22 protein-coding genes are annotated in these 24,018 nt (G+C 72.1%); 9 read left to right on the top strand and 13 right to left on the bottom strand.

Translation table 11 applies throughout. The features are described 5' to 3' along the window. Positions 1-28: 28 nt before the first annotated feature. Positions 29-2,443, bottom strand: coding sequence for a hypothetical protein (locus tag OG505_RS21370; protein ID WP_405426918.1), 2,415 nt, complete (start codon positions 2,441-2,443; stop codon positions 29-31). Between the two features lie 252 nt (positions 2,444-2,695). Here OG505_RS21370 and OG505_RS21365 point away from each other — a divergent pair, with 252 nt between their 5' ends. Continuing rightward, on the top strand, positions 2,696-3,619 hold the full coding sequence (locus OG505_RS21365) for an S-4TM family putative pore-forming effector (protein WP_405426916.1): 924 nt from the start codon (positions 2,696-2,698) through the stop codon (positions 3,617-3,619). Positions 3,620-3,661: 42 nt separating this feature from the next. Here OG505_RS21365 and OG505_RS21360 read toward each other — a convergent pair whose 3' ends face one another. Together OG505_RS21360 and OG505_RS21355 are read right to left on the bottom strand one after the other, a co-directional pair. Then, a complete protein-coding gene (locus tag OG505_RS21360) occupies positions 3,662-3,883 on the bottom strand; it encodes a hypothetical protein (RefSeq protein WP_405426915.1) in 222 nt (73 codons plus the stop codon). Between the two features lie 53 nt (positions 3,884-3,936). Then, the gene (locus OG505_RS21355) at positions 3,937-4,719 is read right to left on the bottom strand and encodes a hypothetical protein (RefSeq protein ID WP_405426913.1); all 783 of its coding nucleotides are present in this window, start codon (positions 4,717-4,719) and stop codon (positions 3,937-3,939) included. 191 nt (positions 4,720-4,910) lie between these two features. On the opposite strand from OG505_RS21355, the gene OG505_RS21350 reads away from it, so the two are divergent. Further along, a complete protein-coding gene (locus OG505_RS21350; protein WP_405426911.1) occupies positions 4,911-5,549 on the top strand; it encodes a hypothetical protein in 639 nt (212 codons plus the stop codon). Here the strand turns inward: OG505_RS21350 and OG505_RS21345 are convergent. Then, positions 5,539-5,907, bottom strand: coding sequence for a DUF4180 domain-containing protein (locus OG505_RS21345; protein ID WP_405426909.1), 369 nt, complete (start codon positions 5,905-5,907; stop codon positions 5,539-5,541). The two genes, OG505_RS21350 and OG505_RS21345, sit on opposite strands and share 11 nt — an antisense overlap. Further along, on the bottom strand, positions 5,900-6,349 hold the full coding sequence (locus OG505_RS21340) for a helix-turn-helix domain-containing protein (protein ID WP_405426908.1): 450 nt from the start codon (positions 6,347-6,349) through the stop codon (positions 5,900-5,902). The genes OG505_RS21345 and OG505_RS21340 overlap by 8 nt, the downstream gene beginning before the upstream one ends. A 113-nt stretch (positions 6,350-6,462) precedes the next feature. On the opposite strand from OG505_RS21340, the gene OG505_RS21335 reads away from it, so the two are divergent. Further along, positions 6,463-9,816 carry an ATP-binding protein gene (locus OG505_RS21335; RefSeq protein ID WP_405426906.1) on the top strand — a complete coding sequence of 1,118 codons (3,354 nt, stop codon included), beginning with the start codon at positions 6,463-6,465 and terminating at the stop codon, positions 9,814-9,816. A gap of 19 nt (positions 9,817-9,835) precedes the next feature. On the opposite strand, the gene OG505_RS21330 is transcribed toward OG505_RS21335, so the two are convergent. Together OG505_RS21330 and OG505_RS21325 are read right to left on the bottom strand one after the other, a co-directional pair. After that, complete coding sequence (locus OG505_RS21330) at positions 9,836-10,696, bottom strand: ABC transporter permease (protein ID WP_405426904.1); 861 nt, start codon at positions 10,694-10,696, stop codon at positions 9,836-9,838. Then, the gene (locus tag OG505_RS21325) at positions 10,693-11,706 is read right to left on the bottom strand and encodes an ATP-binding cassette domain-containing protein (protein WP_405434625.1); all 1,014 of its coding nucleotides are present in this window, start codon (positions 11,704-11,706) and stop codon (positions 10,693-10,695) included. Before OG505_RS21325 ends, OG505_RS21330 begins: the two co-directional genes overlap by 4 nt. 175 nt (positions 11,707-11,881) lie before the next feature. On the opposite strand from OG505_RS21325, the gene OG505_RS21320 reads away from it, so the two are divergent. After that, complete coding sequence (locus OG505_RS21320) at positions 11,882-12,397, top strand: GNAT family N-acetyltransferase (RefSeq protein WP_405426902.1); 516 nt, start codon at positions 11,882-11,884, stop codon at positions 12,395-12,397. A gap of 53 nt (positions 12,398-12,450) precedes the next feature. Here the strand turns inward: OG505_RS21320 and OG505_RS21315 are convergent, their stop codons facing one another. Next, on the bottom strand, positions 12,451-13,203 hold the full coding sequence (locus OG505_RS21315) for an SDR family oxidoreductase (protein ID WP_405426900.1): 753 nt from the start codon (positions 13,201-13,203) through the stop codon (positions 12,451-12,453). A gap of 102 nt (positions 13,204-13,305) precedes the next feature. Between OG505_RS21315 and OG505_RS21310 the strand changes: the two genes are divergently transcribed. Then, positions 13,306-14,148, top strand: coding sequence for a helix-turn-helix transcriptional regulator (locus tag OG505_RS21310; protein ID WP_405426898.1), 843 nt, complete (start codon positions 13,306-13,308; stop codon positions 14,146-14,148). Between the two features lie 69 nt (positions 14,149-14,217). On the opposite strand, the gene OG505_RS21305 is transcribed toward OG505_RS21310, so the two are convergent. Both OG505_RS21305 and OG505_RS21300 read right to left on the bottom strand, forming a co-directional pair. Further along, positions 14,218-15,069 carry an aldo/keto reductase gene (locus OG505_RS21305; protein WP_405426896.1) on the bottom strand — a complete coding sequence of 284 codons (852 nt, stop codon included), beginning with the start codon at positions 15,067-15,069 and terminating at the stop codon, positions 14,218-14,220. 97 nt (positions 15,070-15,166) lie between these two features. After that, positions 15,167-16,126, bottom strand: coding sequence for a LysR family transcriptional regulator (locus OG505_RS21300; protein WP_405426895.1), 960 nt, complete (start codon positions 16,124-16,126; stop codon positions 15,167-15,169). 51 nt (positions 16,127-16,177) lie between these two features. Between OG505_RS21300 and OG505_RS21295 the strand changes: the two genes are divergently transcribed. Both OG505_RS21295 and OG505_RS21290 read left to right on the top strand, forming a co-directional pair. After that, positions 16,178-17,092: a serine hydrolase gene (locus OG505_RS21295; RefSeq protein ID WP_405426893.1), complete on the top strand. Its 915-nt coding sequence runs from the start codon at positions 16,178-16,180 to the stop codon at positions 17,090-17,092. A 154-nt stretch (positions 17,093-17,246) separates the two neighbouring features. Further along, a complete protein-coding gene (locus OG505_RS21290) occupies positions 17,247-18,224 on the top strand; it encodes an MBL fold metallo-hydrolase (protein WP_405426891.1) in 978 nt (325 codons plus the stop codon). Between the two features lie 32 nt (positions 18,225-18,256). Here the strand turns inward: OG505_RS21290 and OG505_RS21285 are convergent, their stop codons facing one another. Genes OG505_RS21285 through OG505_RS21275 form a run of 3 tightly spaced genes read right to left on the bottom strand, consistent with a single transcriptional unit; the run spans position 18,257 to position 20,648 of the window. Then, positions 18,257-18,796 carry a DUF1697 domain-containing protein gene (locus OG505_RS21285; protein WP_405426889.1) on the bottom strand — a complete coding sequence of 180 codons (540 nt, stop codon included), beginning with the start codon at positions 18,794-18,796 and terminating at the stop codon, positions 18,257-18,259. Between the two features lie 29 nt (positions 18,797-18,825). After that, positions 18,826-19,494: a response regulator gene (locus OG505_RS21280; protein WP_405426887.1), complete on the bottom strand. Its 669-nt coding sequence runs from the start codon at positions 19,492-19,494 to the stop codon at positions 18,826-18,828. Further along, positions 19,491-20,648, bottom strand: coding sequence for a sensor histidine kinase (locus OG505_RS21275; protein WP_405426886.1), 1,158 nt, complete (start codon positions 20,646-20,648; stop codon positions 19,491-19,493). Before OG505_RS21275 ends, OG505_RS21280 begins: the two co-directional genes overlap by 4 nt. A 169-nt stretch (positions 20,649-20,817) precedes the next feature. Between OG505_RS21275 and OG505_RS21270 the strand changes: the two genes are divergently transcribed. After that, entirely contained in the window at positions 20,818-21,570 is a 753-nt protein-coding gene (locus OG505_RS21270) for an ABC transporter ATP-binding protein (RefSeq protein WP_405426884.1), read from the top strand. Then, positions 21,564-23,993, top strand: a complete 2,430-nt coding sequence (locus tag OG505_RS21265; RefSeq protein ID WP_405426883.1) for an FtsX-like permease family protein — start codon at positions 21,564-21,566, stop codon at positions 23,991-23,993. The genes OG505_RS21270 and OG505_RS21265 overlap by 7 nt, the downstream gene beginning before the upstream one ends. Positions 23,994-24,018 lie beyond the last annotated feature (25 nt).

The following is a 24,018-nucleotide window of genomic DNA, read 5'->3' as shown; positions in this document are numbered from 1 at the left end:
CCCACCGGAGACCAGGACCGAAGCCGGTTCAGTCGCAGTGCCGGTCCGCGGTCGTGTCCGTCCTCGTGCTCGTCAGGAGCAGGTCATAGCTGATGAGCGCGCCGCCGACGGTTGTCAGCTCGTGGCTGAGCAGATGCCCGTCCTCGTCGAACATCAGCGTGTCACGGCGGCCCTCACCGTCGTCGGCGCTGAACGCGTAACCGCGCCGGTCCGCCTGGTCGACCTGCGCCTTGCGGTACGTGATCCCCTTTGTCCCGGCCAGATACGACAGGAGCGCCGCTCGCTGGCGGGGCGTCAACAGGTGGATCTGGTGGAACTGGGCCACGAGTCGCAGCGCCCCGGCGGCGTTCTGCCGTGCAGGCGGCCCCTGTTCGAGAAGCTGACTAAGCTGGTCACGCAGCGCGACAGGGTCCTCCGCGGGCAGCGGGACGACCTCCGTCAACTCCCCATCGCCGTACGTCTCCACGTCCGGCGCGACCGCTGGATGGCCGCCGGCCTCCTCAGTCGTGGTGACGGACCGGCCCGAGCGGCGGGCATTCCACCACAGTCGTATCTCCTGGTACAAGGTCTTCGGAGCGTCTGGCCGATCAGTCGTTTCGGGAGCCCACACCCTGCGGCAGATGAAGGTGTAGCCGCCAGGAGGCAGTGGCTCCCGCAGCGCCGCAACCTGAAGCGCGAGATCGTTCAACCGCTGACTGGCCTCGTCCCGGGTCGATCCACGATCGGGTCCATCTGGGACGCTCCGTGTCGGAGGCGCGGTGGTTCCTTCCGATTGGTCGAGGTAGATCGATCCGGGGTTGCCTACCGTGCTGGTCAGGGCCGCTCCACCGATGACGGCTGCCGTGATCAACCCCAGTCTCGCCTTCCGGATGTTCCGGCGTTTCCCCGGCTTCCCAGGCTTCCTAGCCCAGGCCACGCCGTCGTTGAGTGGCTGACGTGGCTGCGGTAGACCCCCACCCAGCGGGCCGGGTCGTTGGGCGGCCGCTCGACTCCCGATCGGCGGATCAGAGCGGATCGAGTTGTCCGTCGGTCCGGTGTGCGGCGTTGTCGCACAGTTGCTGGCTTTGATCGCGTTGGGTGCCCGACGGGGAAACTCGGCGTGCAGAGATGCCTGCTCGGCGTGGGCTTTGTCCGGGTAGTTCCCGTCGAAGAGGTCACCGGCCGACCGCTGCTGGGGAGGGCGGTCGGCGGTTCGAGGCCGCGCCGGCTGGTCGTTCGCAAGCCGCGACAGCACGGGTAGTCCGGCCGGGGCCGGCGTTGCGATCGATGGGAGGAATTCCTTGGCATAAAGCTCGGCAGCCAGGCGAAAGCACCAACGACGGCCGCCATCGGCGAGATTGTCGAAGGTCGTACAGATCAATGCCTGGGCAATCAGGGAGAGCCGGAACTGCGTCTGCCACTCCTGGCCCAGACCGCCCCGCACGGCGGCCCGACCGATCTGATCGGCGGCGTCCACCAGATCATCAAGCACACGTGGCAGCGCCAGGCTTCGTCGGTTGGCGCTTGGTTGGAGCAGCTTGCGGATCAGCGCCGTGGCCTGTGTTGCCGGGAGGCCGGTTCCATCCGTGGTAGGCGGGGGCGCGACGTGGCGCAGCAGGGTGGTGAGCAGGAGGCAGGCCAGGTCGCGACTGAGCGGTGCTGTGGCCCTGAAAGTTTCGAGGTCGACCAGGCGGAACTTCTGCGGCCGAGGCGCGTCGTCCTCCAGAGGGATGACGATGTTGCCGCCGTGCAGGTCTCCGTGCGCGAACCCCTGGACATATTCGATTCCTCGCACCCCGACGGGGGAATCCAGTGCCAGCATCCGCAACGGGTTCGGTAGGGCGGTGCCGTCCATGACGATCCAATCACCCTCCTGGCCGATCAGTCCGAGGCGAGCGTCGAGCTGCGATACCTCGTCCAGGGCTCCGGCTAACAACAACTCGCGACGGAGGTAGTTGCCGACGGTGGTGACGTCGGTCGGTCGCCCCTGACGACCGTCGCGCTCCGGAGGGCGGTTCCAGTCGTTCAGGATGGAATCCGTGACCACACGAAAGCTACTGAGCAGCGCGTTGTCGGCGAGCACGTCCATGGTGGTTACCGGACGGCCCTCGTTGGCGATCTCCTGAAAGGTCAGGATGCGTTCGCCGTCGACCGGATGCACCGCGGGGAGCTGCCGGACGAGGTGACGACGGGCGAATCCTAGGTTGGACTGCCATGCCTGCTCGTGCCGAGCCCGTTCGTTCGTCCGTCGGTCGTGTGCCTTGACGAGGAGCTTCTCGGTCACGTTGCCCTGACCGGCGACTGAGCGGCTGAACATGATGGTGAACAGGAAGGCGTTGGTGTAACCGTGGGTGCGCAGGGGGACCTGCGGTGCCCGGACCGTGCCGCCGTTCAGCTCAGCCCAGCGCCGCACGGCCTTGGCGACCGAGTTGTCCCGCACGAGGTCGTTGACGCCGTCGTCCATGTCCGTTCGGTCGGCCCTTCCTGGCTGAGAGTGGACGGGGTGACCGGGGGTTGCGTCGGCCGAGAAGAGGGGTGCACGGGATATGCGCGGCTCAGAGAATACCTCGACTTCGGGCGAACGAGCGGGTAATTCTCAGTCAGATGTGAAACCTACTAAATGGTAATTGAGCGGCAACTTCCTGGCATCCCCTGGTGATCTTCCATCTCATCCATCCATCTAGATATAGACTCGGTCACTCAGACGGGAGGTGACGTGACGGAGCGTACTGATTCCCTGCTCAGTAGGCAGAACGGCCCCCCGATGATGGCGCTGCTACACGCCATGTCGGTCTGCCACGGCCGGGCGCAACGGCTCGACAACCTCCGGATGACGCTCTCCGTCGCCATCGGCGTCGCCGGGGCGGTTGTCGCCTTCACCGGCGTGTCGGCCCTCGGCGTGACCGCCGTGGGTGCGCTCTGGGCCGTCGTCAACGCGATAGGGCTCGGCTCCTGGTCCGCCGGCCAGATCCGCCGCGCGGCCACCCTCCAGGAGATGTTCGACGTACGCCTCTTCGAGTTGCCCTGGAACACCGTGGCGGCGGGCGAGCCTGTCGGCCCGGAGGAGGTGAGCCGACTCGACCGCGCCTACCGGGGGGACGAGCGATATCTCCGCGACTACTACGAGGTGCCGCACCTGCCTCACCCGTACGACGTGCTCGCCTGTCAGCACCAGAACCTGGGATGGGGCGCGCGGGTCCGGCGGCGCTACGCGTACACCGTGCTCGCCGGAGTAGCACTCTGGACAGCGGTCGGGGTCGTCTTCGCGGTGACCGCCGACCTGACCGTGGCCGACCTGCTGACCCAGTGGTTCGTGCCGTCCCTCGGCGCACTCCTGCTGGGTGTCGAGATCTACCGGGGTCAGCGCGACGTCGCCGCCGAACGGGACCGCGCCCTCGCGATCCTGCAGCGGCAGATCGCCGCCGCCGTCCACGGGGATGACCCCGCCACCGGTCCCACCCTGCTCACCCTCGCCCGACAGATCCAGGATCTGATCTTTCACAGTCGGCGGGGTCAGGCTCGCGTGCCCGACTGGTTCTTCCGACGGTTCCACGCCGCCGACCGCGTCGACTTTCAGGCCGCGATGGCGACCCTCGCCGAGTTGCTGGGCACCCGCCCGCCAGCGGCCCGCACCGACTGACGCCACTTTCTCGGACGCGGTGGTCCGTCACGTGACGTTGGTTCAGGAGCCGCCCTGGCGTTGGATCCGTCCGTCGCCGGAGACCTTGGCCCGACCCAGGTCGCGTTCAGTGCCAGCGGAGCCGGTCGCGGTACGGCGTTGCCGCTGGTCGGGCGAGTGCTCCATGGGCGAGCCCTGGCGGCCCGCAGCGCCGCTGCCCGGATGCCGCCGGCCTCGCGCCGACTCGCCGCCGCTGTCGTGTTTGTTCTGCTTGTGGCTACCCATGCACCGCGCGTACCCGGTCACTCGGCGGCTAGTCACGAGCCACCCGGCGATCGTCAACCGTTGGGTGTCCGCGAGGTGGGCAGGAGCGGGGTCGATCGTGGCAGTCGCTCGCGTTGCTCCAACGGGAGCCATTCACCCTTGGGATCGAGCAGTTCGATGAGCTCGACGAGTTCGTTCTGCAGGCGTACCAGCCGCTCATTTCCGCGGTGGCCTTGGGCTTCCACCTCGTCCACCTCCGCCAAAAGACGGGTGAACCAGGATGCGAACCTCGGGTCGGTTTCGAGGCGGTCGCAGAAGGCCGCGTATCCCAGCACCTCTGTCACCGCGCCCTCAGGCGACTCCACTCGATGCAGCATGACTTCACCGATGGCCCGCTGGTGCCCCCGGAACACGCGGAACGGGCCGGGCAGTGAGTCGGTCGCCAAGGGGTGATGAATCCTCTGGATCGCTGTGAAGAGCTCCTTGGTGCTCTTCACCGACTCAATATCGAGGAAGCGCTGTTCCCGGCGGAGGACCTCCAGCCAGGCCAGGTGTTCGGCGAGGACGTACACGGTGTTGTGGCGGACGTAGTGCAGCTCCTCGCTGTCGCCGGAGTGCAGGTACGTGCGCAGGAAGTTTCGGCTGAGCGCGTTGTGCAGCCGAGACTGCAGCGATTGGGCTGACGCCAACAGTGGCACCCGGTAACGCCGGAACAACTCCTCGGCGAGTTCGACCTTGTCGCGGTTGCGTGCCTCGTCCTGCAGGCGGTGGGTGACGACAGCAGTCCGGTACGTCACCGCGACGCTGATCAGCGACACGGCGGCGGACACCACTGCGATGACGATTTCTGGCCCCATGCCGAACAGACTGCCTGACCCCGTCGCCGGGGGATGCGTTCGACTCACCGAACTGACCGTGCCGGAGACGCGCGTAGGGCAGGCAGGCGCTCGATACCGCGACATGGCGTCAGCGGACGGCGTGCACGAGTGCTCGACCGTAGCGTCCGAACGGTGTAGGTCCCCAAGCGCGCGACCTGAGGGAGGTAGCCATGCAGAGACCGTTACCGGGGGAGCAGGCCCCGGTCACCGTGAAGCCGGACCGGTGGCGGGCGGGGTTGCCGCCAGACGTCTGGCCGGACACCTTTCCAGTGAGCGGCGATGTCTGGCGGCGGGACGTCTTCGCGGTGGCCGATGCGTACCGGGCTGGCTCCGCGAGCCCCCGCCAGCTGCTGACCGCCGTGCTGGTCTGGGGTTACGGACCCATCGGGTACGGGCCGTGGCGCGCCGCCAGATCGCTCGGCGCCGACCCCGATGGCAAACGCCTGGCGTACGCGCTTGAGGAGGTGTCCCCATCAGCACCCGACGAGGACGCGTTGCGCACCGCGTACCGCCGCTTCCGCGACCCCAACCACGCGCGCCTGCCGTGGTTGGGGCCGGGATTGTTCACGAAGGTCCTCTACTTCGCCAGCTACCGGCGAGGGGTTGGCGGCGTGCAGCCGCTGATCCTCGACCGCGTCGTGGCCAGCCGTCTCCCCAGCGAGGCAGGGGTTGGCCGTCATTCCGGCTGGTCGTCGGAGGAGTGGCTCGCATACCTGCGCTGGGCTGCCGATCAGGCCCAGGCCCGGGGCGTTGAACCGGACGCGGTCGAGATGGCTGTCGTGCACGACGCCGAGGCGGCTAGGACATAGCGCGGAGGCGCTCGTCGAGGGCGTCGAGGTCGGGGACGAACCAGATGTGCCCGGCCTGGTTCGACTCGTGCACCAGAGCCCGTAGCGCCGAGCTGCCGTCCAGGTGCGCCGAGATGTCACCGACGACGGCCAGGCGCAGCCGGTAGTTGACGAACTTCTGCATCACGTCGCCGGCGAAGCGGGTGCCCAGCGAGAAGAAGCGTTCGTCGAGTCGGTTGGCCGGCACTGCGACCACCTGCGCGCCGGCGAAGGCCGCGCCGATCAGGTCCAGCGCGTCCTGTTCGGTGGCGACGGTCGGGCCGGCCGGATCGCAGACCAGCACCGACACCCCGGCGCGTTCCTGGATCTCGTCAGGCATTGTGGACCTCCCGGTCGAGTAGGCCGTTGTCGGCGTTGAGGACGGCGTCGAGCAGGTGCAGCACCTCGGCGGTGCCGGCGGGATCACCGAGAATGATGATCTTCAGGCGGTGGCGGTCATCGTCGTGCACGGTCTGCACCCGCAGCGGCCGGGCCGGGTCGTGCCCGGTGTTGACGCTGGCCAGCACGAGCGTGCCGAGCCGGTCCGCGGCGGCCCGGTCGACACCGTCGATCTGCACGATGCTCGACACCTCGGCCTGGCCGGCCACGGTGGCGGCGGGCGGGCGTCCGGTGAGCGCGTCGAGATCGCTGGCGGCGATCCGGTACTGCTTGCCGATCCGCACGGCGCGCAGCCGGCCGGAGCGGATGTAGCCGCGCACAGTCCGCACGTGCAGGCCGAGCCGGTCGGCAACCTGTTCGACCGAGTACATTTCTTCCGTCATCGTTCCCTATCCTAGCCTCATGAGGAAGGATAGGGAACGATGACGTAGGCACCAGCTGTCGGCTGCCGATCTCGACGCTCAGCGTCGGTGGGGTCCAGTACCGTCTGGGAACCATGGACGCGCGGGTCGGCGACGCCATCATCGGGCGGGATCACCCCGCGGGTCTGCTGCGCGCCGAGCTGGATCGGGCCGCCACGAGCCACGGCGGCTTCGTCCTGGTCACCGGCGAGCCGGGCATCGGCAAGACCACCCTCGTCACATCGATGGCGCGGGAGGCCCGCCGGCGCGGCGCGCTCGTGCTCGGCGCGGCCTGCTGGGATTCCGACAGTGCCCCCGGCTACTGGCCGTGGGTGCAGGTCTTGCGCGCCCTGCGCCGCTCCGCCGACGACTGGGCGCTCGCCCGACCGGACGCCGAGCCGGCCCTCGCCGCCCTGCTCGGCGAGACCGGCACCGGTAACGTGCCTGGCCTCGCCGCCCTGCTCGGCGAGACCGGCACCGGTGACGTGCCCGGCCTCGCCGCCGCCTGGACCGGTCCGGACGACGGCAGCCACGTCGCCGACCAGGAGGCGTTCGCCCTGTACGACGCGGTGACCGCCGCGCTGGTCGCGGTCTCGGCGCACCGGCCGGTGGTGGTCGTCCTCGACGACCTGCACTGGGCCGACCCGGCCTCGCTGCGGCTGCTGGCGTTCGCCGCCCAGCACACCTGGTTCGAGCGGCTGTTGCTGATCGGCACGTACCGCGACGCGGAGGTCGAGGCGAGCGAGCACCCGTTACGCCCGCTGCTGATGCCGCTGGTCGCCAAGGCCACCACGATCACTCTCACCGGCCTCGCCCGCGACGAGGTGGCCGCGTTGATGGCACGTACCGCCGGGCGGGAGCCCGACGCCGACCTGGCCGACGAGGTGCACCGGCGTACCGGCGGCAACCCGTTCTTCGTCGAACAGACCGCCCGGCTGTGGCATGCCGACGGCACGACCGGCACCATCGCGCCCGGCGTACGGGAGGCGGTGCGCCAGCGGCTCGACCAGTTGCCCGCGGCGGTGGTCGAGGCGCTGACCGTCGCCGCCGTGCTCGGCCGTGAGTTCCACCGGGAGGTCCTGGCGGCCAGCGCGGCGGCCCCGGCGGGGCCTGTCGACCGGCTGCTCGACCAGGCGGTGACCGCCCGGTTGGTGGTGGCCCGCAGCGGTGGCCGGTTCGCCTTCGCCCACGATCTGGTCCGGGAGACCCTCTACGACGGGCTCACCGCCGACGACCGGCAGGCTCGCCACGCCGCGGTGGTCCGTGCGGTGGACCCGCCGACCGCCCTGACCGACCGGCTGATCCCGGCCGCCCTGGCCCGACACGCCTACCTGGCCGGCGCCGCGCTCGACCGGGCCCGGGTCGTCGAGCTGCTGGTCGCCGCCGGGCGGGACGCGTTCGCCCGGCTCGCCGCCGACGAGGCCGGGCTGCACTTCCGCCGGGCGTTGGAGATCGTCGAGGACCCGGCGCAGCGGGTCCGGCTGCTCGTCGACTTCGGTGAGGTGCAATATCACCACGCCGGTCGGGACGAGGCCGTACGCCTGCTCGCCGAGGCCGCGACGCTGGCCCGCACGCTCGACGACCCGGTGCTGCTGGCCCGCGTCGCGCTCACCGTGCACCGGTCACGCCAGGTGGACACCACCCGCTCGGTCGACAGCGCGAACCTGGTGCGCGAGGCGTACCAGCGGTTGATCGGCGAGCCGTCCGCCACCGCGTCGGTGGCCACGCTGGTGGCCGATCTGATCACCGCGACGGAGACCATCGCCCGTTCCGGCCGCGACGACGAGGCGCTCACCTTCAGCCTGTGGGCCCGCCACGACACCACCTGGGGCCTGGGCACCGCGGCGGCGCGAGCCGCGCTCACCGCCGAGATCAGGGAGGTGGCCCGCCGCTCGGGCGACCGGGAGACCGAGCTCTGGGCCACCTCGCTGCGCTGGGTGGCGTTGCTGGAACTGGGCGACCCCCGCTTCGTCGAGGAGTTCACCGCCTTCGTCACCGTGGGTCAGCAGGGTGACCTGGCCCGTCCCCGGATGGCGGCGGCCGTCGACGGCGGGATCATCGCGGCGTTCCGGGGCGACTTCGCCGAGGCCGACGAGCGGTTCACCGTCATCGCCGACCTGTCCGACCCGGGGCACGCGGAGCTCGCCTTCATGGGCCATCACCTGCGCTGGGCCCGGCTGCTGTTGCAGGGGCGGTTCGACGAGATCGACGCGCTGCTGCACGAGTGGGCGCCGACCGACTACCCCTACCGGGAGCTGCTGTCGGCGATCACGGCGGCCGAGCGCGGCGATGACGAGACGGCGGTGCGGCTGACCGCTGTCATCGAGGCCGCCGACATCCACTACCCACGCCCGGTGTCACCGCTGTGGCTGCGCCTGCGGGCGCAGGCCGCCGCCGCGTCCCGCGATCCGCGGCGCTGCCGCGACGCGCGGGCCGCGCTGACCCCGCACCGGGGGCAGTGGGCGGTCGGGCTCTTCGGCTGCGACATCAGTGGGCCCGTCGACCACTGGCTCGCCGTGGTCGACGCCGCCGAGGAACGCTGGGACGACGCGATCGCCGGATTCACGGCGGCCCGCGAGGCCGCCGACCGGATGGGCTCCCGACCCTGGTCGCTCATCGCCGGCGCCGGGCTGGTGAACACCCTGGCCGGCCGCGACCACCCGGGCGACGCCGCGACGCTGGTCGACCTGCGCGCCGCCATCGCGCGGGACGCCACCGCCCTCGGCATGCGACAGGTGCTCCTCCGGCTTGCCGTCTCGGAACCGGCCGGCGTCGAGCCGGGCCACGTCGCCGGCCGCGACGAGGACGCCGGGCCACGCCGAGTCGGCCTTCCGGGCCGGACCACCGAGGTGGGCCAGGCCGTCGGCCGGCGTCAGGTGACGCCGCCCCACCCGCCGGCCGAGGCGTACGCGTTTCGGCGCGACGGCCCGGTCTGGCAGCTCGCGTACGCCGGTGTCGTGGCGCATCTGCCCGACGCCAAGGGCCTGCACGACCTGCACCTGCTGCTGAGTCGACCGGGCCGCGACGTGCCGGCGGTGGAGCTGCTCGATCCGGCCGCCGGGCCGGAGCTGGTGGCCGCCCGCCGGATGGGCGGCGATCCGGTCCTCGACGACGAGGCGAAGGTCCGCTACCGGCGGCACCTGACCCGCCTCGACGAGGAGATCGACCGGGCCGCCGCACGCGGCGACGAGCGCAGGGCGGCCGCGCTGGACACCGAGCGCGGCGCGCTGCTCGACGAGCTGCGCGCCGCGGCGGGGCTGGCCGGCCGGAGCCGGCGGCTGGGCGACGAGGCCGAGCGGGCCCGCAAGACGGTCACCGCGCGGATCCGGGACACCCTGCGCAAGCTCGACGAACGCCATCCGGCGCTCAGCGGTCACCTGCGCGAGTCCGTCGCGACCGGTAGCACCTGCCGCTACCTGCCGCTTGAGCCACTGCGCTGGCAGCTCTGATCCCGCCGCTGCGGCCGGGTCAGCGGCGGTTGTACTTGTACATGGTCAGCGTGCCGAAGACGAGCACGAAGCCGACGCTCCACACCAGCAACCACATCGTGGCGGACGGGTCCGACTCGCCGGCCATCACCGCGCGCACCGAGGCCACCAGCTGCGTCACCGGGTTGACCTTCACGAACGCCTGGAGCCAGCCCGGCATGGTGCTCGGCTCGACGAAGACGTTGCTGAGGAACGTCAGCGGGAACAGCACCATCATGCTGACCCCCATCACCGACTTCTCGCTGCGCAGGATCAGCCCGAAGAACGTCCACACCCACGAGAACGCGAACGAGAAGATCACCAGCAGCCCGATCCCGCTGGCCACCCCGACGACGCCACCGGCGGGCCGGAAGCCGAGCGCCAACCCGACGCCGAGGATGACCAGGGCGGCGAGGACGTAGCGCAACACGTCGCCGAAGATCATGCCGACCAGGGCGGCTGGCCGCCAGACGGGCAGCGTCCGGAAGCGGTCGAAGACGCCCTTCTCGATGTCGGTGTTGAGGCCGACGCCGGTGTACATGGTGATCATCACGACGCTGGTCACCATGATGCCGGGCAGGAAGAACTGCAGGTAGTCGCGCGGGCTGTCGGCGAGGGCGCCACCGAACAGGTACGTGAACATCAGCACCATGATGATCGGGAACGCGGTCACGTCGAAGAGCTGCTCCGGCACATGCTTGATCTTCAGCAGGGCCCGCCAACCGAAGGTGAGCGACGCCCCCAGCGCGCTGGGTCGGGCCGGTCGCGCGCCCGGCGCGAGGACTGTCGCCAGCGCCTCGGCGGACGGCACGTAGACCGACGGCGCCCGTTCGGCAGTGGTGGCGGTCGTGGTGTCGCTCATCGGGCTGCCTCCAGCTCGTCGTCGCGCTCGTCGGCCGACACGGCCGGATGATCGGTCAGGGCCAGGAAGACCTCGTCCAGGCTCGGCTGGCCGAGGGAGAAGTCGTCGACGACGATGCCGGCGCGGGCCAGGTCACCGAGCGCGCGGGCGGCCTGCGCGCTGGCGTCGAGGTCGCTGCCCGCCTCGCCGACCCGGGCGGTCAACGCGACCGGATCCGCGGGGAGCTGCACCGGCACGTTGAGTGCCTCCCGGAGCACCTTTTCGGCCTGCGGCCGCTGACCGGGGTCGCGCAGTCGCAGGTGGACGGTGCCCGAGCCGACCGACGACTTCAACTCGCCCGGGGTGCCCTCCGCGATCACCCGGCCATGGTCGACGACCGCGATCCGCCCGGCGAGCTGGTCGGCCTCGTCGAGGTACTGGGTGGTCAGCAGCACTGTCGTCCCGTGCGACACCACGGCCCGGACGATCTCCCACACCTGGTTGCGGCTACGCGGGTCGAGACCCGTCGTTGGCTCGTCGAGGAAGAGCAGGTCAGGCGTGTTGAGGATGCTCGCGGCGATGTCGATGCGCCGCCGCATCCCACCGGAGTACTTCTTCACCTGCCGATCGCTCGCCTCGGTCAGACCGAACGCGGCGAGCAGCGCCGCCGCACGCTCGCGGGCGGCCGGCTTGCGCAGACCGAGCAGGCGGGCCAGGAGCACCAGGTTCTCCGTACCGGTCAGGTCCTCGTCGACCGAGGCGTACTGGCCGGTGAGGCTGACCCGGCTGCGGACCCTGTCAGCCTCGGTCACCACGTCGTGCCCGAACACCCGCGCGGTGCCGCCGTCGGGACGCAGCAGCGTCGCCAGCACCCGGACCGCTGTGGTCTTGCCCGCCCCGTTCGGGCCGAGCAGGCCGTAGACGGTGCCGGCGGGCACCCGCAGGTCCATGCCGGCCAGCGCGCGGGTCTCCCCGAACGAGCGGGTGAGCCCCTCTGCCTCGATGGCCAGGCCGGTGGAGCGTCTGTTCATCATCCCTACCTCTCGTCCGATGGCCGGCGACGTCGTGGTTGGTGAGAACAACGACGCCGCCCACCACAGGGCGCGAGGTGACGACCGACCACCCGCTAGATCGGAACTAGCGGGCGCTGTTCCGGGCCGCAATGTCGGTGGGATCGGCTTGACTGGCCTCGACGAAGGGGACGGAATGACGCAGGTACGCATCGAGCCGTGGCACGAGGATGACCTCGATCTGCTGCGGCAGCTCAACTCACCGGACACGCGCAGACACACCGGCGGCCCGGAGACCGACGAGCAGGTGCTCGCCCGGCACGACCGGTACGTGCACTTCGCCGAGGGCGGGCAGGGGTGCATGTTCACAGTGGTGCTGCCGGACGGCGCGCGGGCGGGCAGCGTCGGCTACTGGGCCCGCGAGTGGCGCGACCAACAGGTGTACGAGCTGGGCTGGGCGGTGCTGCCCGCGTACCGGGGGCAGGGGCTGGCCACCGTCGGGGTGCGTGCGGCGCTCGACGTGGCCCGCGCCCGACGGGACCGGCGCTACGCGCACGCGTACCCGTCCGTCGACAACCCCGCCTCGAACGCGGTCTGCCGCAAGGCGGGCTTCACCCTGCTGGGCGAGACGGATTTCGAGTACCCACCCGGGCACCTGATGCGTGCCAACGACTGGCAGCTCGACCTGACCGCCCCGCCGACCGACGACTGAGGTCGGCGGAGCGGCCCTGGCGGCTGGAGTGCGCTCCAGGTCAAGCGCTCGTCTCACCAGGGGAGTACGCCGTACCCCCCGCCGGCGTCCATCTGGAAGCCCCAGAGCAGCCCACTCGGGCCGTCGGCCGGCAGCGTCGCCAGGTGCACGCTCACCTCGGCGCCCTGCTCGGCCGTGCGGAAGCCGCTGTTGCCGTTCAGGTCGGTGGCGCAGTAGCCGGGGTTCGCCGCGTTCACCTTGATCGGGGTGTCGCGCAGCTCCTTGGCGTACATGGCGGTGAGCATGTTCAGCGCCGCCTTCGACGACGGGTACGGCACGGAGGTCAACTCGAACAGCGCGCCGTCCGGGTCGGTCATCACCGCGATCGAGCCGACCTCGCTGGAGACGTTGACGATCCGCGCCGCCGGCGACCGGCGCAGCAGCGGCAGCAGCGCGTTGGTCACCGTCACCACCCCGAAGACGTTCGTCTCGTACAGCTGGCGCAGCGTCGCCACCGTCGTCTCGCTGGGCAGCCCCCGCGCCCCGTCGGCGCGCACGATGCCGGCGTTGTTGACCAGCACGTCCAGCCGGCCGTACTCCGCCTCCACCCGTTTCGCGGCGGCCGTCACCGACTCCGCGTCGGTGACGTCCAGCGGCACGAACACCGCGTCCGCGCCGCCGTCGCGCAGCTCCCGCTCCGCGGCCCGGCCCCGCTCGGCGTCGCGGGCGCCCACCAGGACGGTCATCCCGAGGCCGCCGAGCTGTCGTGCGGTGGCGAGGCCGATTCCCTTGTTGGCCCCGGTGATCAGGGCGATCATGTTCGTCATGCCGTCGAGCCTCACCCCGGCGACGGCCAGCGGACAGGGACGGGCCGAGCCTGGGACCGGCGGTACCACCCTGGCTGAACCCGCCCGAGGCATCCTGGAGGGATGACGAGCAGCGGCCTGCGACGTGACGAACTGGCGGCGTTCCTGCGCACCCGCCGCGCCCGCCTGAGCCCCGCCGAGGTCGGCCTCCCCGACGGGACACGTCGGCGCACCCCCGGGCTGCGTCGACAGGAGGTCGCTCAGCTCGCCGGGATGTCGATCGACTACTACATCCGCCTGGAGCAGGGCCGCGGGCCACACCCGTCCCGGCAGGTGCTCGCCGCGATGGCCCGGGCGCTGCTGCTGAGCCGCGACGAGCGGGAGTATCTGTTCCGGATCGCCGGGGAGCACCCGCCCGCGACCGTCGGACCGAGCCGGGAGGTGACCCCCGGGTTGCGGCACCTGCTCGACGCGATGACCGAAACCCCGGCGTACCTCGTCGACGCCGCGTACCACGTGCTGGCCTGGAACCGTCTGGCCACGCGCTTCGTGGGGGATCTCGCGGCCGTGCCGGACGCGGAGCGCAACATGATCCGCTGGACGTTCCGGCAGCCGATGACCGACGCCCACTGGACCGATGCCGACGTACGCCGGTTCGTGCACAGCACGGTGGCGGATCTGCGCGCCGCCTACGGTCGCTACCCCGCCGACCCGGCGATCCGTGAGCTGGTCACCGAACTGCTCGGCACCTCGCCCCACTTCGCTCGCCTGTGGGCCGAGCACGACGTCGAGGAGCGCCGTCCCATCGTGAAGCGGGTGGCGCATCCCGAGCTGGGGCCGCTGGAGTTCGAGTGCCGCGTGCTGCTGGTGCCGGAGACCGAGCAGCGGTTGATCGTCTACGTTCCCGAGCCCGGCTCGCCGACCCAGGCGGTGTTCCGCCGGCTCGCCGAGCGCGTCGGCTCGTGAACCTCCGAGAAGGAGCGCGCTGCCGCTCAGCCACACCGATGACTGAGCGGCAGCACCGTCATTCGAGCGTCAGCGGGGCACGTAGGCGAAGGTGTCCGGGTTCGGGCCCTGCCGCCCGGCCTCGCCCTTGTCCAGTGCGGTGATCCGCTCCATCGTCGCGTCGTCCAGCTCGAAGTCGAAGATGCGGGTGTTCTCCTCGATCCGCTTCGGCGTGATCGACTTCGGGAAGATGATGTCGTCGCGCTGCACGTGCCACCGCAGCACCACCTGGGCCGGGGTGCGGCCGAGCTGCTCGGCGATGTCGACCACCGTCGGGTCGTCGAGCACGTTGCCCTGCGCGATCGGCGACCACGCCTCGGTGCGGATGTCGTGCTCGCGGCCGTAGGCGCGCACCTCGTCGTTGCCGAAGTACGGGTGCGCCTCGATCTGGTTGACCGCCGGCACCACACTCGCCTCGTCGGCCAGCCGACGCAGGTGCGGCACCTGGAAGTTCGACACGCCGATCGAACGGGCCCGACCGTCGCGCTGGAACTCCTCCAGCACCTTCCAGGTCGAGACGAAGCCGCCGTCGTACAGCGTCGGCAGCGGCCAGTGGATCAGGAACAGGTCGATGTAGTCCATCTTCAACGCGGCCAGCGTCGAGTCGAACGCCTTGCGGGCGTCGTCCGGGCGGTGGAAGCCGTTGTTCAGCTTGCTGGTCACGTAGACGTCGCCCCGGTCGAGGCCGGACACGCGGATCGCCTCGCCGACCTCGGCCTCGTTGCCGTACATCTCGGCGGTGTCGATGTGCCGGTAGCCCGCCTTGAGGGCCGTGGTCACCGCCGCGACGGTGTCCTTCGGCTCGATCTGGAACACCCCGAAGCCGAGCTGCGGGATGGTGGTGCCGTCGTTCAGGCTGATGTCAGGAATCGTGAGTGCCACTGCGGCTCCTTCGCGTCTTCGTTACCCGTCATCCCATACCCGAGCGGGTGGACGATTCACCGCCCAACGCGAGGTGACGAACGCACCGCCTCCCGGTTCACCCGGTCGTGTCGAACAACACCGGCCAGGGTCGCGCCGCCGGCACCGAGGGCGGCGTGGGCGGCGTGGGCTCGGCGACGGCCAGCACCTCGGCGGCGAGCTGCCCGACCATCGGGGCCGCCGGATGCGCCGACCGTTGCGGCCAGACCGCCGAGGTGCGTTTCGTCAGCGAGGCGTCGGCGATCGGCCGCCACGCGATCCGGGGTTCCCGGCGTGCCAGCGTCGCCGGCTCCACGGCCACCCCACCGCCGGCCAGCACCAACCCGAACAGGAACTCCGGGTTGCGCGCCGGCCGCACCCGCGCCGGGCGCCAGCCGTGCCGCCGGCACACCGCGAGCAGGTGGTCGTGCCAGCCCGGCGCGGTGGCCCGGGGCGCGGCCACCAGGTCAAGGCCGGCCAGCGCCGCGAGCGGCACCTCCCGGCCGCGGGCCAGCGGCGAGGTCCGCGGTAGCAACACCCCCAGGGGTACGTCCACCGGCGCCCCGAAGCGCAGCCCGTCGGCCTCGACCGGATGGTGCACGAGCCCCACATCCAACCTCCGCTCGGTGAGCATCCGCACCTGCTCGGCGGTGGTCAGCTCGTGCAGCTCCACGTCCAGGCCGGGCGCTCGGCCGGTGAGCTGGTCCAGCAGCGCGCGCAGCGTCACCGCCGGGGTCTCCGGCGGCACCCCGGCACGCAGGATGCCCAGCTCGCCCGCCCGGACCTGGCCCATGAGGTTGCGCAGCCGGCCCTCGCCGGCGAGCAGTTCCTCCGCCTCGGCGAGCAGCAGACCGCCGGCGGTGGTGAGCCGCACCTGGCGGCGGGAGCGGTCGAACAGTTCGACAGCCAGCTCCCGTTCCAGCCGCTGGATCGACTGGCTCAACGGCGGCTGGGCCATCCCGAGCAGTTCGGCCGCCCGCCCGAAGTGCAGCTCGTGGGCGACCACCACGAAGTGCCGCAGGTGCCGGAGCAGGTCCACGGCCGGACCCTACGCCAGCGGCGGACCACCGCCACTGGATACCGTGCCCGGGTGGATGTGGGGGAGCGGATCGAGGCCATCTTCGCGGGCGTCGGGGTGACGGCCAGCCTGCACGCCGTCGACCTGGACGCGGTGGACGTCGACGCCGTGCACCCGGCCGCCGTGGGCCGGCAGGTCGGGGTGCGTGCCGACGAGCAGGTGGTGATCGCGTCGATCTTCAAGATCCTGCTGGTGTTGGAGTTCGCCCGGCAGGTCGACGCCGGCCAGCTCGACCCCACCGAACGGGTCCTGGTCACCGCCGCCGACCGGCTCGGCGGGTGGGGGCTGGCCGGCTGCGTCGACGACGCCGAGGTGTCGCTGCGCGACCTCGCGTACTTCGCCATGTCGGTCAGCGACAACACGGCCGCCGACCTGCTGCTGCGCCGGGTCGGCCCGGACCTGCTGCCGATGCTCGCCGCCGAGCTGGGCCTCACCCGCACCCGCGTTCTCGGCGGTCCTCGGGAGCTGGTCGAGATGATGCTCGCCGACGTGGGGGCGCGGACCGAGGCGGAGTTCGCGCGGATCTTCCCGACGCTGCCCGCGGAGCGGGTCCAGGCCATGCGGGTCTTCGACCCCGCGCACACCACCAGCAGCACCGCCCGGGAGATCACCCGCCTGCTCACCCTGATCTGGCGGGACGAGGCCGGCCCGGCGGCGGCCTGCGCGATGGTCCGCACCTGGATGGCACGGCAGCTCTTCTGGACCCGGCTGGCCGCCGGCTTCCCGCCCGGCGTCCGGGTCTCCGGCAAGACCGGCACCCTGCCCGGCCTGCACCTGGAGGCCGGCGTCGCCGAATACCCCGACGGCGGCCGGTACGCCATCGCCGTCTTCGCCCGCGCCGACGAGCTGACCCCGCGCCGGATCGACGTGGACCTGGCGATGGGAGAGGCCGCCCGCACGGCCGTCGAAACGCTGCGCGGCGAGTGAGTTTCCGGGCGTCCGAGCGCCGGAGGGGCGGTCGCTGAGCAGGCACGATATGCGATGACGTATCGGAGCTGACAGCGTTCGATCTTGGACCGGGACGTGGTGGCGCTGGTTGGCTCGTGTCGACCGATCACCCGAGCACGGGGAGTAGATCCGCATGCCCAACCTCGACCGCCGTCGCTTCCTGCGGGACGCCGCTGCCACCACCGCCCTGGTCTCGGCCGGCGGCCTCGCCGCCACCTCGACCACCCCGGCCCAGGCCGCGCCGCCGGCCGCCGCGCCGACCCCCGCCAGCCGCCGCACCGGCGCGGTCAGCTTCCGCTGGTGGGGTACGGCCGGCTGGCGCATCGACATCGCCGACCGGACCGTCCTGGTCGACCCGTTCCTCAGCCGAATCGACACCGGGCTGTTCACCCCTCCGTTCAGGACGGACGCCCCGTTGACCGTGCGCACCGACGTGATCGACCCGCGCGTCGAGAAGGCCACGACAGTCCTGGTCACGCACACCCACTGGGACCACTTCATGGACGTGCCGTACATCGCCGGGCGTACCGGCGCGCGGGTGTTCGGCACGCTCACCGCGTACCACCTGGGGTTGGCCTACGGGGTGCCGTCGACGCAGCTCAGCGCCGTCAAGGGCGGGGAGGTGCTCGACTTCGGCGACCACAGCGTCGAGGTGGTCGGCTCGCTGCACAGCCGCAACGCGTCGTACTCCGTGGCCTTCCCCGGGGTGCGGGTGAGCCAGCCGGCGCAGCCGGCGACCATCGCCGACCTCCCGGAGGGCGACACGCTGGGCTACCTGCTGCGGGTCGAGCGCGGCCCGTCGGTCTACTTCACCGGGGCCAGCGACGTCGCCGAGCGCAACCTCACCGGCCTCGCGCCGGACGTGGCGATGGTGGCCATGCAGAACGCCACCACCACGGGTGACTACCTGCCCCGGCTGCTGGCCGGTCTGGACTACCCGAAGGTCGTGGTGCCGGTGCACTGGGACAACTTCGAGACGCCGTTGCGCAACCCGCCGGTCGTCGCGCCGGCCGACCGTGACCGGCTCGACGACATGATCGCGGCGGTGCGTCGGATCTCGCCGCGCAGCCGGGTGCTGGTGCCCGAGTACGAGACCGCGTACCACTTCTGACCGGTCCCGGGCGGGCGCCCGCGCCCGCCCGGTCAGCCGGCGGCCAGCTCCGCCAGGGCGCGCACCGACTTCCAGTTGCGGGTCGTGGCCACCACGCCGAGCCTCTTCTCCAGGTAGGCGTTGGTGAACTTCGTCCGGCCGTAACCGCCGTCGGGGAAGTGCAAAAAGACCTCCCGGCCGGTCACCGTGAACGACACGTTCTCACCGCCGGGCACGGCGAGCGCGTCCACCATGGCCTTCGCCGGAGGGGTCGCCAGGAACGCCACCAGCAGGAGCTTCGGGTCGTCCTCGACCTCGGCGTACGGGTTGCCACCCGCCACCGCCGCCAACTCCCGGCCGCTGCGGACCAGCACCGGCACGGTCAGCCCCAGCTCGTCGGCGAGCGCCCGCTCGATGCCGGCGGCCAACTTCTCCGCGTCGCGCACGGTGCTGCCGAAGGCCACGTTGCCGCTCTGCAGGTACGTCTCGACGGACTCGTGCCCGAGGTCGGTGACGATCCGGCGCAGGTCGGCCATGGCCAGGCGGGTGGTGCCGACGTTGACTCCGCGCAGCAGCGCGACGTACCGGGTCATGTCTCCTCCTGGGTGCACGGCCGACCGGCTCAGCGTAGGCCGCCCGGCCCCACCAGACCCGTCTCGTACGCGACGATGACCAGTTGCGCCCGGTCGCGGACCGCCAGCTTGGTCAGCAGCCGCCCGACGTGTGTCTTGACGGTGGCCTGGCTGAGGTTGAGGTGCGCGGCCAGCTCCGCGTTGGACAGGCCGCGGGCGATCAGCGCCAGCACCTCCCGTTCCCGGTCGGTCACCCCGTCGAGCTGTCGGGGCAGCGGGCGGGTCGGCTCCGGCTGTCGGGCGAACTCGTCGATCAGCCGCCGGGTCACCGTCGGCGCGAGCAGCCCCTCCCCGTCGGCGACCACCCGGATCCCGGTCAGCAGGTCCGCCGGTGGGGTGTCCTTGAGCAGGAACCCGCTGGCCCCGGCGCGCAGCGCACCGTAGACGTACTCGTCCAGGTCGAACGTGGTCAGGATGATGACCCGGGTGCCGGCCGTCGCCGGGTCGGCGCAGATCCGCCGGGTCGCGTCGATGCCGTCCATCTCCGGCATCCGGACGTCCATCAGCACCACGTCCGGCCGGTGCTGCCCGGTCAACGCGACGGCCTGCACGCCGGTGCCGGCCTCGCCGACAGTGGTGCAGTCCGGGCTGAGATCGACCAGCAGCCGGAAACTGCCGCGCAGCAGCGCCTGGTCGTCGGCGATCAGGACGCGGATCACGCGGCCACCCGGTAGGGCAGGTTGGCCGTCACCGCGAAGCCACCGTCGGAGCGTGGGCCGGCGCGGAACTCCCCGCCGTGCAACGCCACCCGTTCCCGCATGCCGATCAACCCGTGCCCCTCCCCGCCGAGCAGGACCGGACGCTTGCCGTCGTCGGTCACCTCCACCCGCACCTGGTCGGGCAGGACGGTCACCGTGGCCCGGCACGCCGCCGGCGCCGCGTGCTTCACCACGTTCGTCACCGCCTCCTGCACGATCCGGTACACCGCGAGGCCCACCGACTCCGGCACCACGCCTACCGGCTCCTCCCGCCGCACGTCGAGCTGCACGTCGACGCCGCCGATCGCCGCCTGCCGGGCGAGGACCGGCAACTCGTCCAGCCCGGGCGTCGGCGCGTACGGGCTGTCCTCACGCAGGACGCCGAGCACGCGACGCACGTCGGTCAACGCAGTGCGGCCGGTCTCCTCGATGACCCGCAGCGCGGCGCCCGCCTCGCGGGGGTCGGCCTCGGCGACGTGGTTGGCGACGGCCGCCTTCACCACGATGAGGCTCAGCGTGTGCGCGACCACGTCGTGCAGCTCGCGCGCCACCCGCAACCGCTCCTCGGTGGCGGCCTGACGGACCAGCTGGTCGCTCTGCCGGGTGGCGAGGGCGCGTCGCTCCCGGAGCAGCCAACCGATCACCCAGGCCGGCGCGACCATGACGGCGGCGTAGACGACGGCACCGGTCCGAGACCAGAGGTCACCTGCTGTCAGCACCAGGGCGACGCTCACCAGAGCGAGGCAACCGGCGGCGCAGAGCAGCGAAAGGCGCGTGGTGGTCGACACGGCCACCGTGTAGAAGGACAGGCTGATGGCGAGGGCCGGAGCGGCGGCGGCGAAGTTGGGGATCACGCCGGTGATCAGGGCGACGGTGGTGACCGCGCTGATCGCGACGGCGACGGGGATCGGCCACCGTCGCCGGCCGGCGAGCGGCAGCCCGATGGCCATCCCGACGAGCACCGACACCCAGAGCGGTTCGTCCACGCCCCCGCGCAGCGGTGACTCCAGCGCCGCGTACGGGCAGAGCAGCCCGCCGACCGCCACGGCGAGCACGGCGTCCACGGTGTACAGATCCACCGGCCGCAGCCGCCGGGTCAGCAGGAGAGCTGTCACCTGTCAGACCGTATCGGCGGGGCGGTCCGACCGCGTCCACCCGTGGGTGGTCATCCCCGGGGACGACCCGGTGGGGTTCGCGCGCCTTCGACTCCGCCCGGGGGTGGGCCGGAAAGTGCCCGCCCCGGCACGACGCGCCGCACCCCCCGTATTCGGGACCGTGACGGTCATGACCACAGACACGGTGACCCTGACAGGGCTGCGGGCGGTGTACGGCGCCGGAGACCGGCGGGTGACGGCGCTCGACGGCGTGACCACGAGCTTCGCGGGCGGCACGTTCACGGCGGTGATGGGCCCCTCGGGCTCGGGAAAGTCGACACTGCTGCACTGCGCGGCGGGGCTGGACCGCCCGACCGAGGGGGTCGTCACGATCGACGGCGTACGCCTCGACGACCTCGGCGAGGACGAGCTGACCCGGCTGCGGCGCGACCGGATCGGTTTCGTGTTCCAGGCGTTCAACCTGGTGTCCACGTTGACCGCCGCGCAGAACGTCGAGCTGCCGTCGCGCCTGGCCCGCCGCCGCCCGCCGGCCGCAGACGTCGTCGCCGCCCTCGACGCGGTCGGACTCGCCGACCGGGCCGGGCACCTGCCGAGTGAGCTGTCCGGCGGGGAGCAGCAGCGTGTCGCCGTGGCCCGCGCGTTGATCACCCGTCCGGCCGTGGTGTTCGCCGACGAGCCGACCGGGGCGCTGGACAGCTCGGCGTCCCGGCAGGTGCTCCGGCTGCTGCGCGCGCTCGTCGACGACCACGGCCAGACCGTGGTGATGGTGACCCACGATCCCGCCGCCGCCGCGTACGCCGATCGGGTCCTCCTGCTCGCCGACGGTCGCGTCGTCGACGAGCTGACCGGCCCGATCACCGCAGCTGCCGTCGCCGCCCGGATCGCCGAGCGGGAGACCGTTTCGGCGGAGCGGTCGTGGTGAGCGTCCGGCGGTCGGCCAGCGCCTTCGTGGCCGTCGCCATCGGAGTCGCGCTTGTCGCGGCGGCCACCCTGCTCCTCGCCGCCGGGCGTCCGCAGGTGCCGGACCGGTTGGCGCGGGCGGCGGTCGTGGTGCAGAGCCCCGAGGCGGGCGCGTCGGCCGACGCCTTCGTGCCGACCCGGCCCTGGTCCGCCACGGCGACCGCGGGACTCGTCGGCCGGCTGGCCGCGCTGCCCGGTGTCGCGGCGGCGGTGCCGGACCGGACCTTCTACGCCCAGCCGCTCGTCGACGGTCGGCCTTCGGCCGCCGACCCCCGCCGGGAGGACGCCCACCAGGGGCACGGCTGGTCCAGTGCCCAACTGGGTGGACTGCGCATCACTGCCGGCGAGCCGCCCCGCGGGCCCGGCGAGGTCGTCGTCGACCGCGCGCTCGGGCTGCGGACCGGCGCACCGGTCACCCTGCTGACCGCCGCCGGCCCGGAGCCGTACACCGTCACCGGTCTGGTCGACGGGCCCGGCGTCCATGTCGCGGACGAGGTCGCCGCCGCGCTCGCGCCCGGCGTCCGGACCATCGGGCTGGTGCTCGCGCCGGGGGCCGACCCCGAGCGGGTCGCCACGGCGGCTCGCGGAGTCGTCGGCGGCGACGGACAGGTGCTCACCGGTGCTGCCCGTGGTGCGCTGGAACCGCGCGGCGACGCTCGTACCCGGTGGATCGGCATGCAGGTGCTCACCGCCACGGCGGCCCTCGCCGGCTTCGTCACGGTGTTCGTGGTCGCCTCCACCTTCGCGTTCACCATCGCGCAGCGCCGGCGCGAGCTGGGCCTGCTGCGCGCCGTCGGCGCCACCGGACGTCAGGTCCGCCGCATGGTGTACGCCGAGGCGCTCGCCGTCGGCGCCGCAGGCGGGCTCGTCGGCCTGCTGGTCGGCGCGGCGCTCGCCCCGCTGCTGGGTCGGCTGCTCGTCGACGTCGGCTACGAACCATCGACCTTCCGGGTCCGCTACGAACTGTGGCCGGTCGTGGTCTCGATCGCCGCCGGGCCGGCGATCGCGCTGCTGGCCGTCTGGTCGGCGTCCCGCCGGGCGGCGCGGGTCCGCCCGCTGGAGGCGTTGCGCGAGGCCGCTGTGGAACAGCGACCGATCGGGCGGGTTCGCGTCGCCACCGGTGCGCTCCTCGTCGCGGCGGGGCTCGCGCTCAGTTTCGGTACGGCGACCGCCGACGAGGCCCGGATCGCCGCGCAGTACGCCCTGTACGCGGTGATGGCGCTGGTGGCCGGTGCCACAGTGCTCGCCCCGGCGGTGGTCGGACCGGTCGTGCGGCTGCTGCGGTCGCCGGTGCGGCGGCCCGGAGGCGCGATCGGAATGCTGGTCCGGGGCGGGGCGTTGACCGCGACCCGGCGGACCGCCGCCATCGCCGCACCGGTGCTGCTCACCGTCGCGTTCGCGGTGCTGGTGTCCGGGATGGTGCGCACCACCACCGCCGCCTACGCGGCAGGTCGGGCCGACAACGTGAACGCCGGCTGGATCCTGGTGCCCGATCGGGCACCCGGCCTGTCGGACCAGGCCGTCGCCGCGACAGGTGGCACCGCCCTCCTGCCCACCACCGTCTACCGCACCGACCCCGAAACAGTGCCGGCGGACCGGCCGCTGACCGCGCTCGGCGTGGATCCGGCCGGCTTCGCCGCCGCGAACCGGGCGCTGAGCGTCGTCGCCGGCTCGCTCGACGACCTGCGCGGTGACGACACGGTGGTGGTCACCGCGGCGGCGAACCTGCGGCCGTCCGAGGCGTACGCGGTGGTCTTCGCGGACGGGACGTCGGTGTCGCTGCGCGTCGTCGCAGTGGTCACCGACACCTCGATCCCCGGCGACCTGCTCCTGCCCCGGGCCGTGGTGCGTACGCACGACCCGTCGGCGCTCACGTCCACGGTGTACGTCCGGGACCGGATCGACCCTCCGGCCGGCGCGCGGGTCGTCGACGTCGCCACCTGGGCGGCCGAGGCGGACGCCGCCGAGGACCGTCTCGTCTGGCTCTTCACGCTGCTGCTGATCGGGGTGTCCGCCGGTTACGGCGCCATCGCGGTGGCCAACACGCTGCTGTTGGCCGCCGCTGGCCGCGCCGCCGACCTGCGGCTGATCCGGCTGGCCGGGGCGACTCGACGGCAGGTCCTCTGGCTGGTCACGGTCGAGTCCGCAGTGGTTGTCCTGATCGGCGCGCTGCTGGGTGGGGTTGTCGCGTTCGTCGGTCTGCTCAGCATCCGCGCCGGTCTCGCCGAGCAGGTCGGCGCCCCCGTCGACCTGGTGGTGCCGTGGTCGGTGGTCGCCGGTGTGGTGGGGCTGTGCCTGCTGCTCGCGGCGCTGGCCAGTGCGTTGCCGACGGGGCGGTCACTGCGTCGCCGCCCCGCGCGGTCATCGGTCGGCGTCGTCGGGTGACCGGGTCCCCGGCCCCCGGGAAACC

The sequence above is a fragment of the Micromonospora sp. NBC_00617 genome (assembly GCF_045161355.1).
Lineage (GTDB): Bacteria > Actinomycetota > Actinomycetes > Mycobacteriales > Micromonosporaceae > Micromonospora.
The sequence above is the reverse complement of the archived record's forward strand: the minus strand, read 5'-3'. Positions and strand labels throughout refer to the sequence as shown.

Bases quoted from the DNA above. Each gene is read 5' to 3' on its own strand.
- OG505_RS21370 (WP_405426918.1), bottom strand. From the start codon at position 2,443: ATGGACGACGGCGTCAACGACCTCGTGCGGGACAACTCGGTCGCCAAG.
- OG505_RS21360 (WP_405426915.1), bottom strand. From the start codon at position 3,883: ATGGGTAGCCACAAGCAGAACAAACACGACAGCGGCGGCGAGTCGGCG.
- OG505_RS21355 (WP_405426913.1), bottom strand. From the start codon at position 4,719: ATGGGGCCAGAAATCGTCATCGCAGTGGTGTCCGCCGCCGTGTCGCTG.
- OG505_RS21350 (WP_405426911.1), top strand. From the start codon at position 4,911: ATGCAGAGACCGTTACCGGGGGAGCAGGCCCCGGTCACCGTGAAGCCG.
- OG505_RS21345 (WP_405426909.1), bottom strand. From the start codon at position 5,907: ATGCCTGACGAGATCCAGGAACGCGCCGGGGTGTCGGTGCTGGTCTGC.
- OG505_RS21340 (WP_405426908.1), bottom strand. From the start codon at position 6,349: ATGACGGAAGAAATGTACTCGGTCGAACAGGTTGCCGACCGGCTCGGC.
- OG505_RS21335 (WP_405426906.1), top strand. From the start codon at position 6,463: ATGGACGCGCGGGTCGGCGACGCCATCATCGGGCGGGATCACCCCGCG.
- OG505_RS21330 (WP_405426904.1), bottom strand. From the start codon at position 10,696: ATGAGCGACACCACGACCGCCACCACTGCCGAACGGGCGCCGTCGGTC.
- OG505_RS21325 (WP_405434625.1), bottom strand. From the start codon at position 11,706: ATGAACAGACGCTCCACCGGCCTGGCCATCGAGGCAGAGGGGCTCACC.
- OG505_RS21320 (WP_405426902.1), top strand. From the start codon at position 11,882: ATGACGCAGGTACGCATCGAGCCGTGGCACGAGGATGACCTCGATCTG.
- OG505_RS21315 (WP_405426900.1), bottom strand. From the start codon at position 13,203: ATGACGAACATGATCGCCCTGATCACCGGGGCCAACAAGGGAATCGGC.
- OG505_RS21310 (WP_405426898.1), top strand. From the start codon at position 13,306: ATGACGAGCAGCGGCCTGCGACGTGACGAACTGGCGGCGTTCCTGCGC.
- OG505_RS21290 (WP_405426891.1), top strand. From the start codon at position 17,247: ATGCCCAACCTCGACCGCCGTCGCTTCCTGCGGGACGCCGCTGCCACC.
- OG505_RS21285 (WP_405426889.1), bottom strand. From the start codon at position 18,796: ATGACCCGGTACGTCGCGCTGCTGCGCGGAGTCAACGTCGGCACCACC.
- OG505_RS21270 (WP_405426884.1), top strand. From the start codon at position 20,818: ATGACCACAGACACGGTGACCCTGACAGGGCTGCGGGCGGTGTACGGC.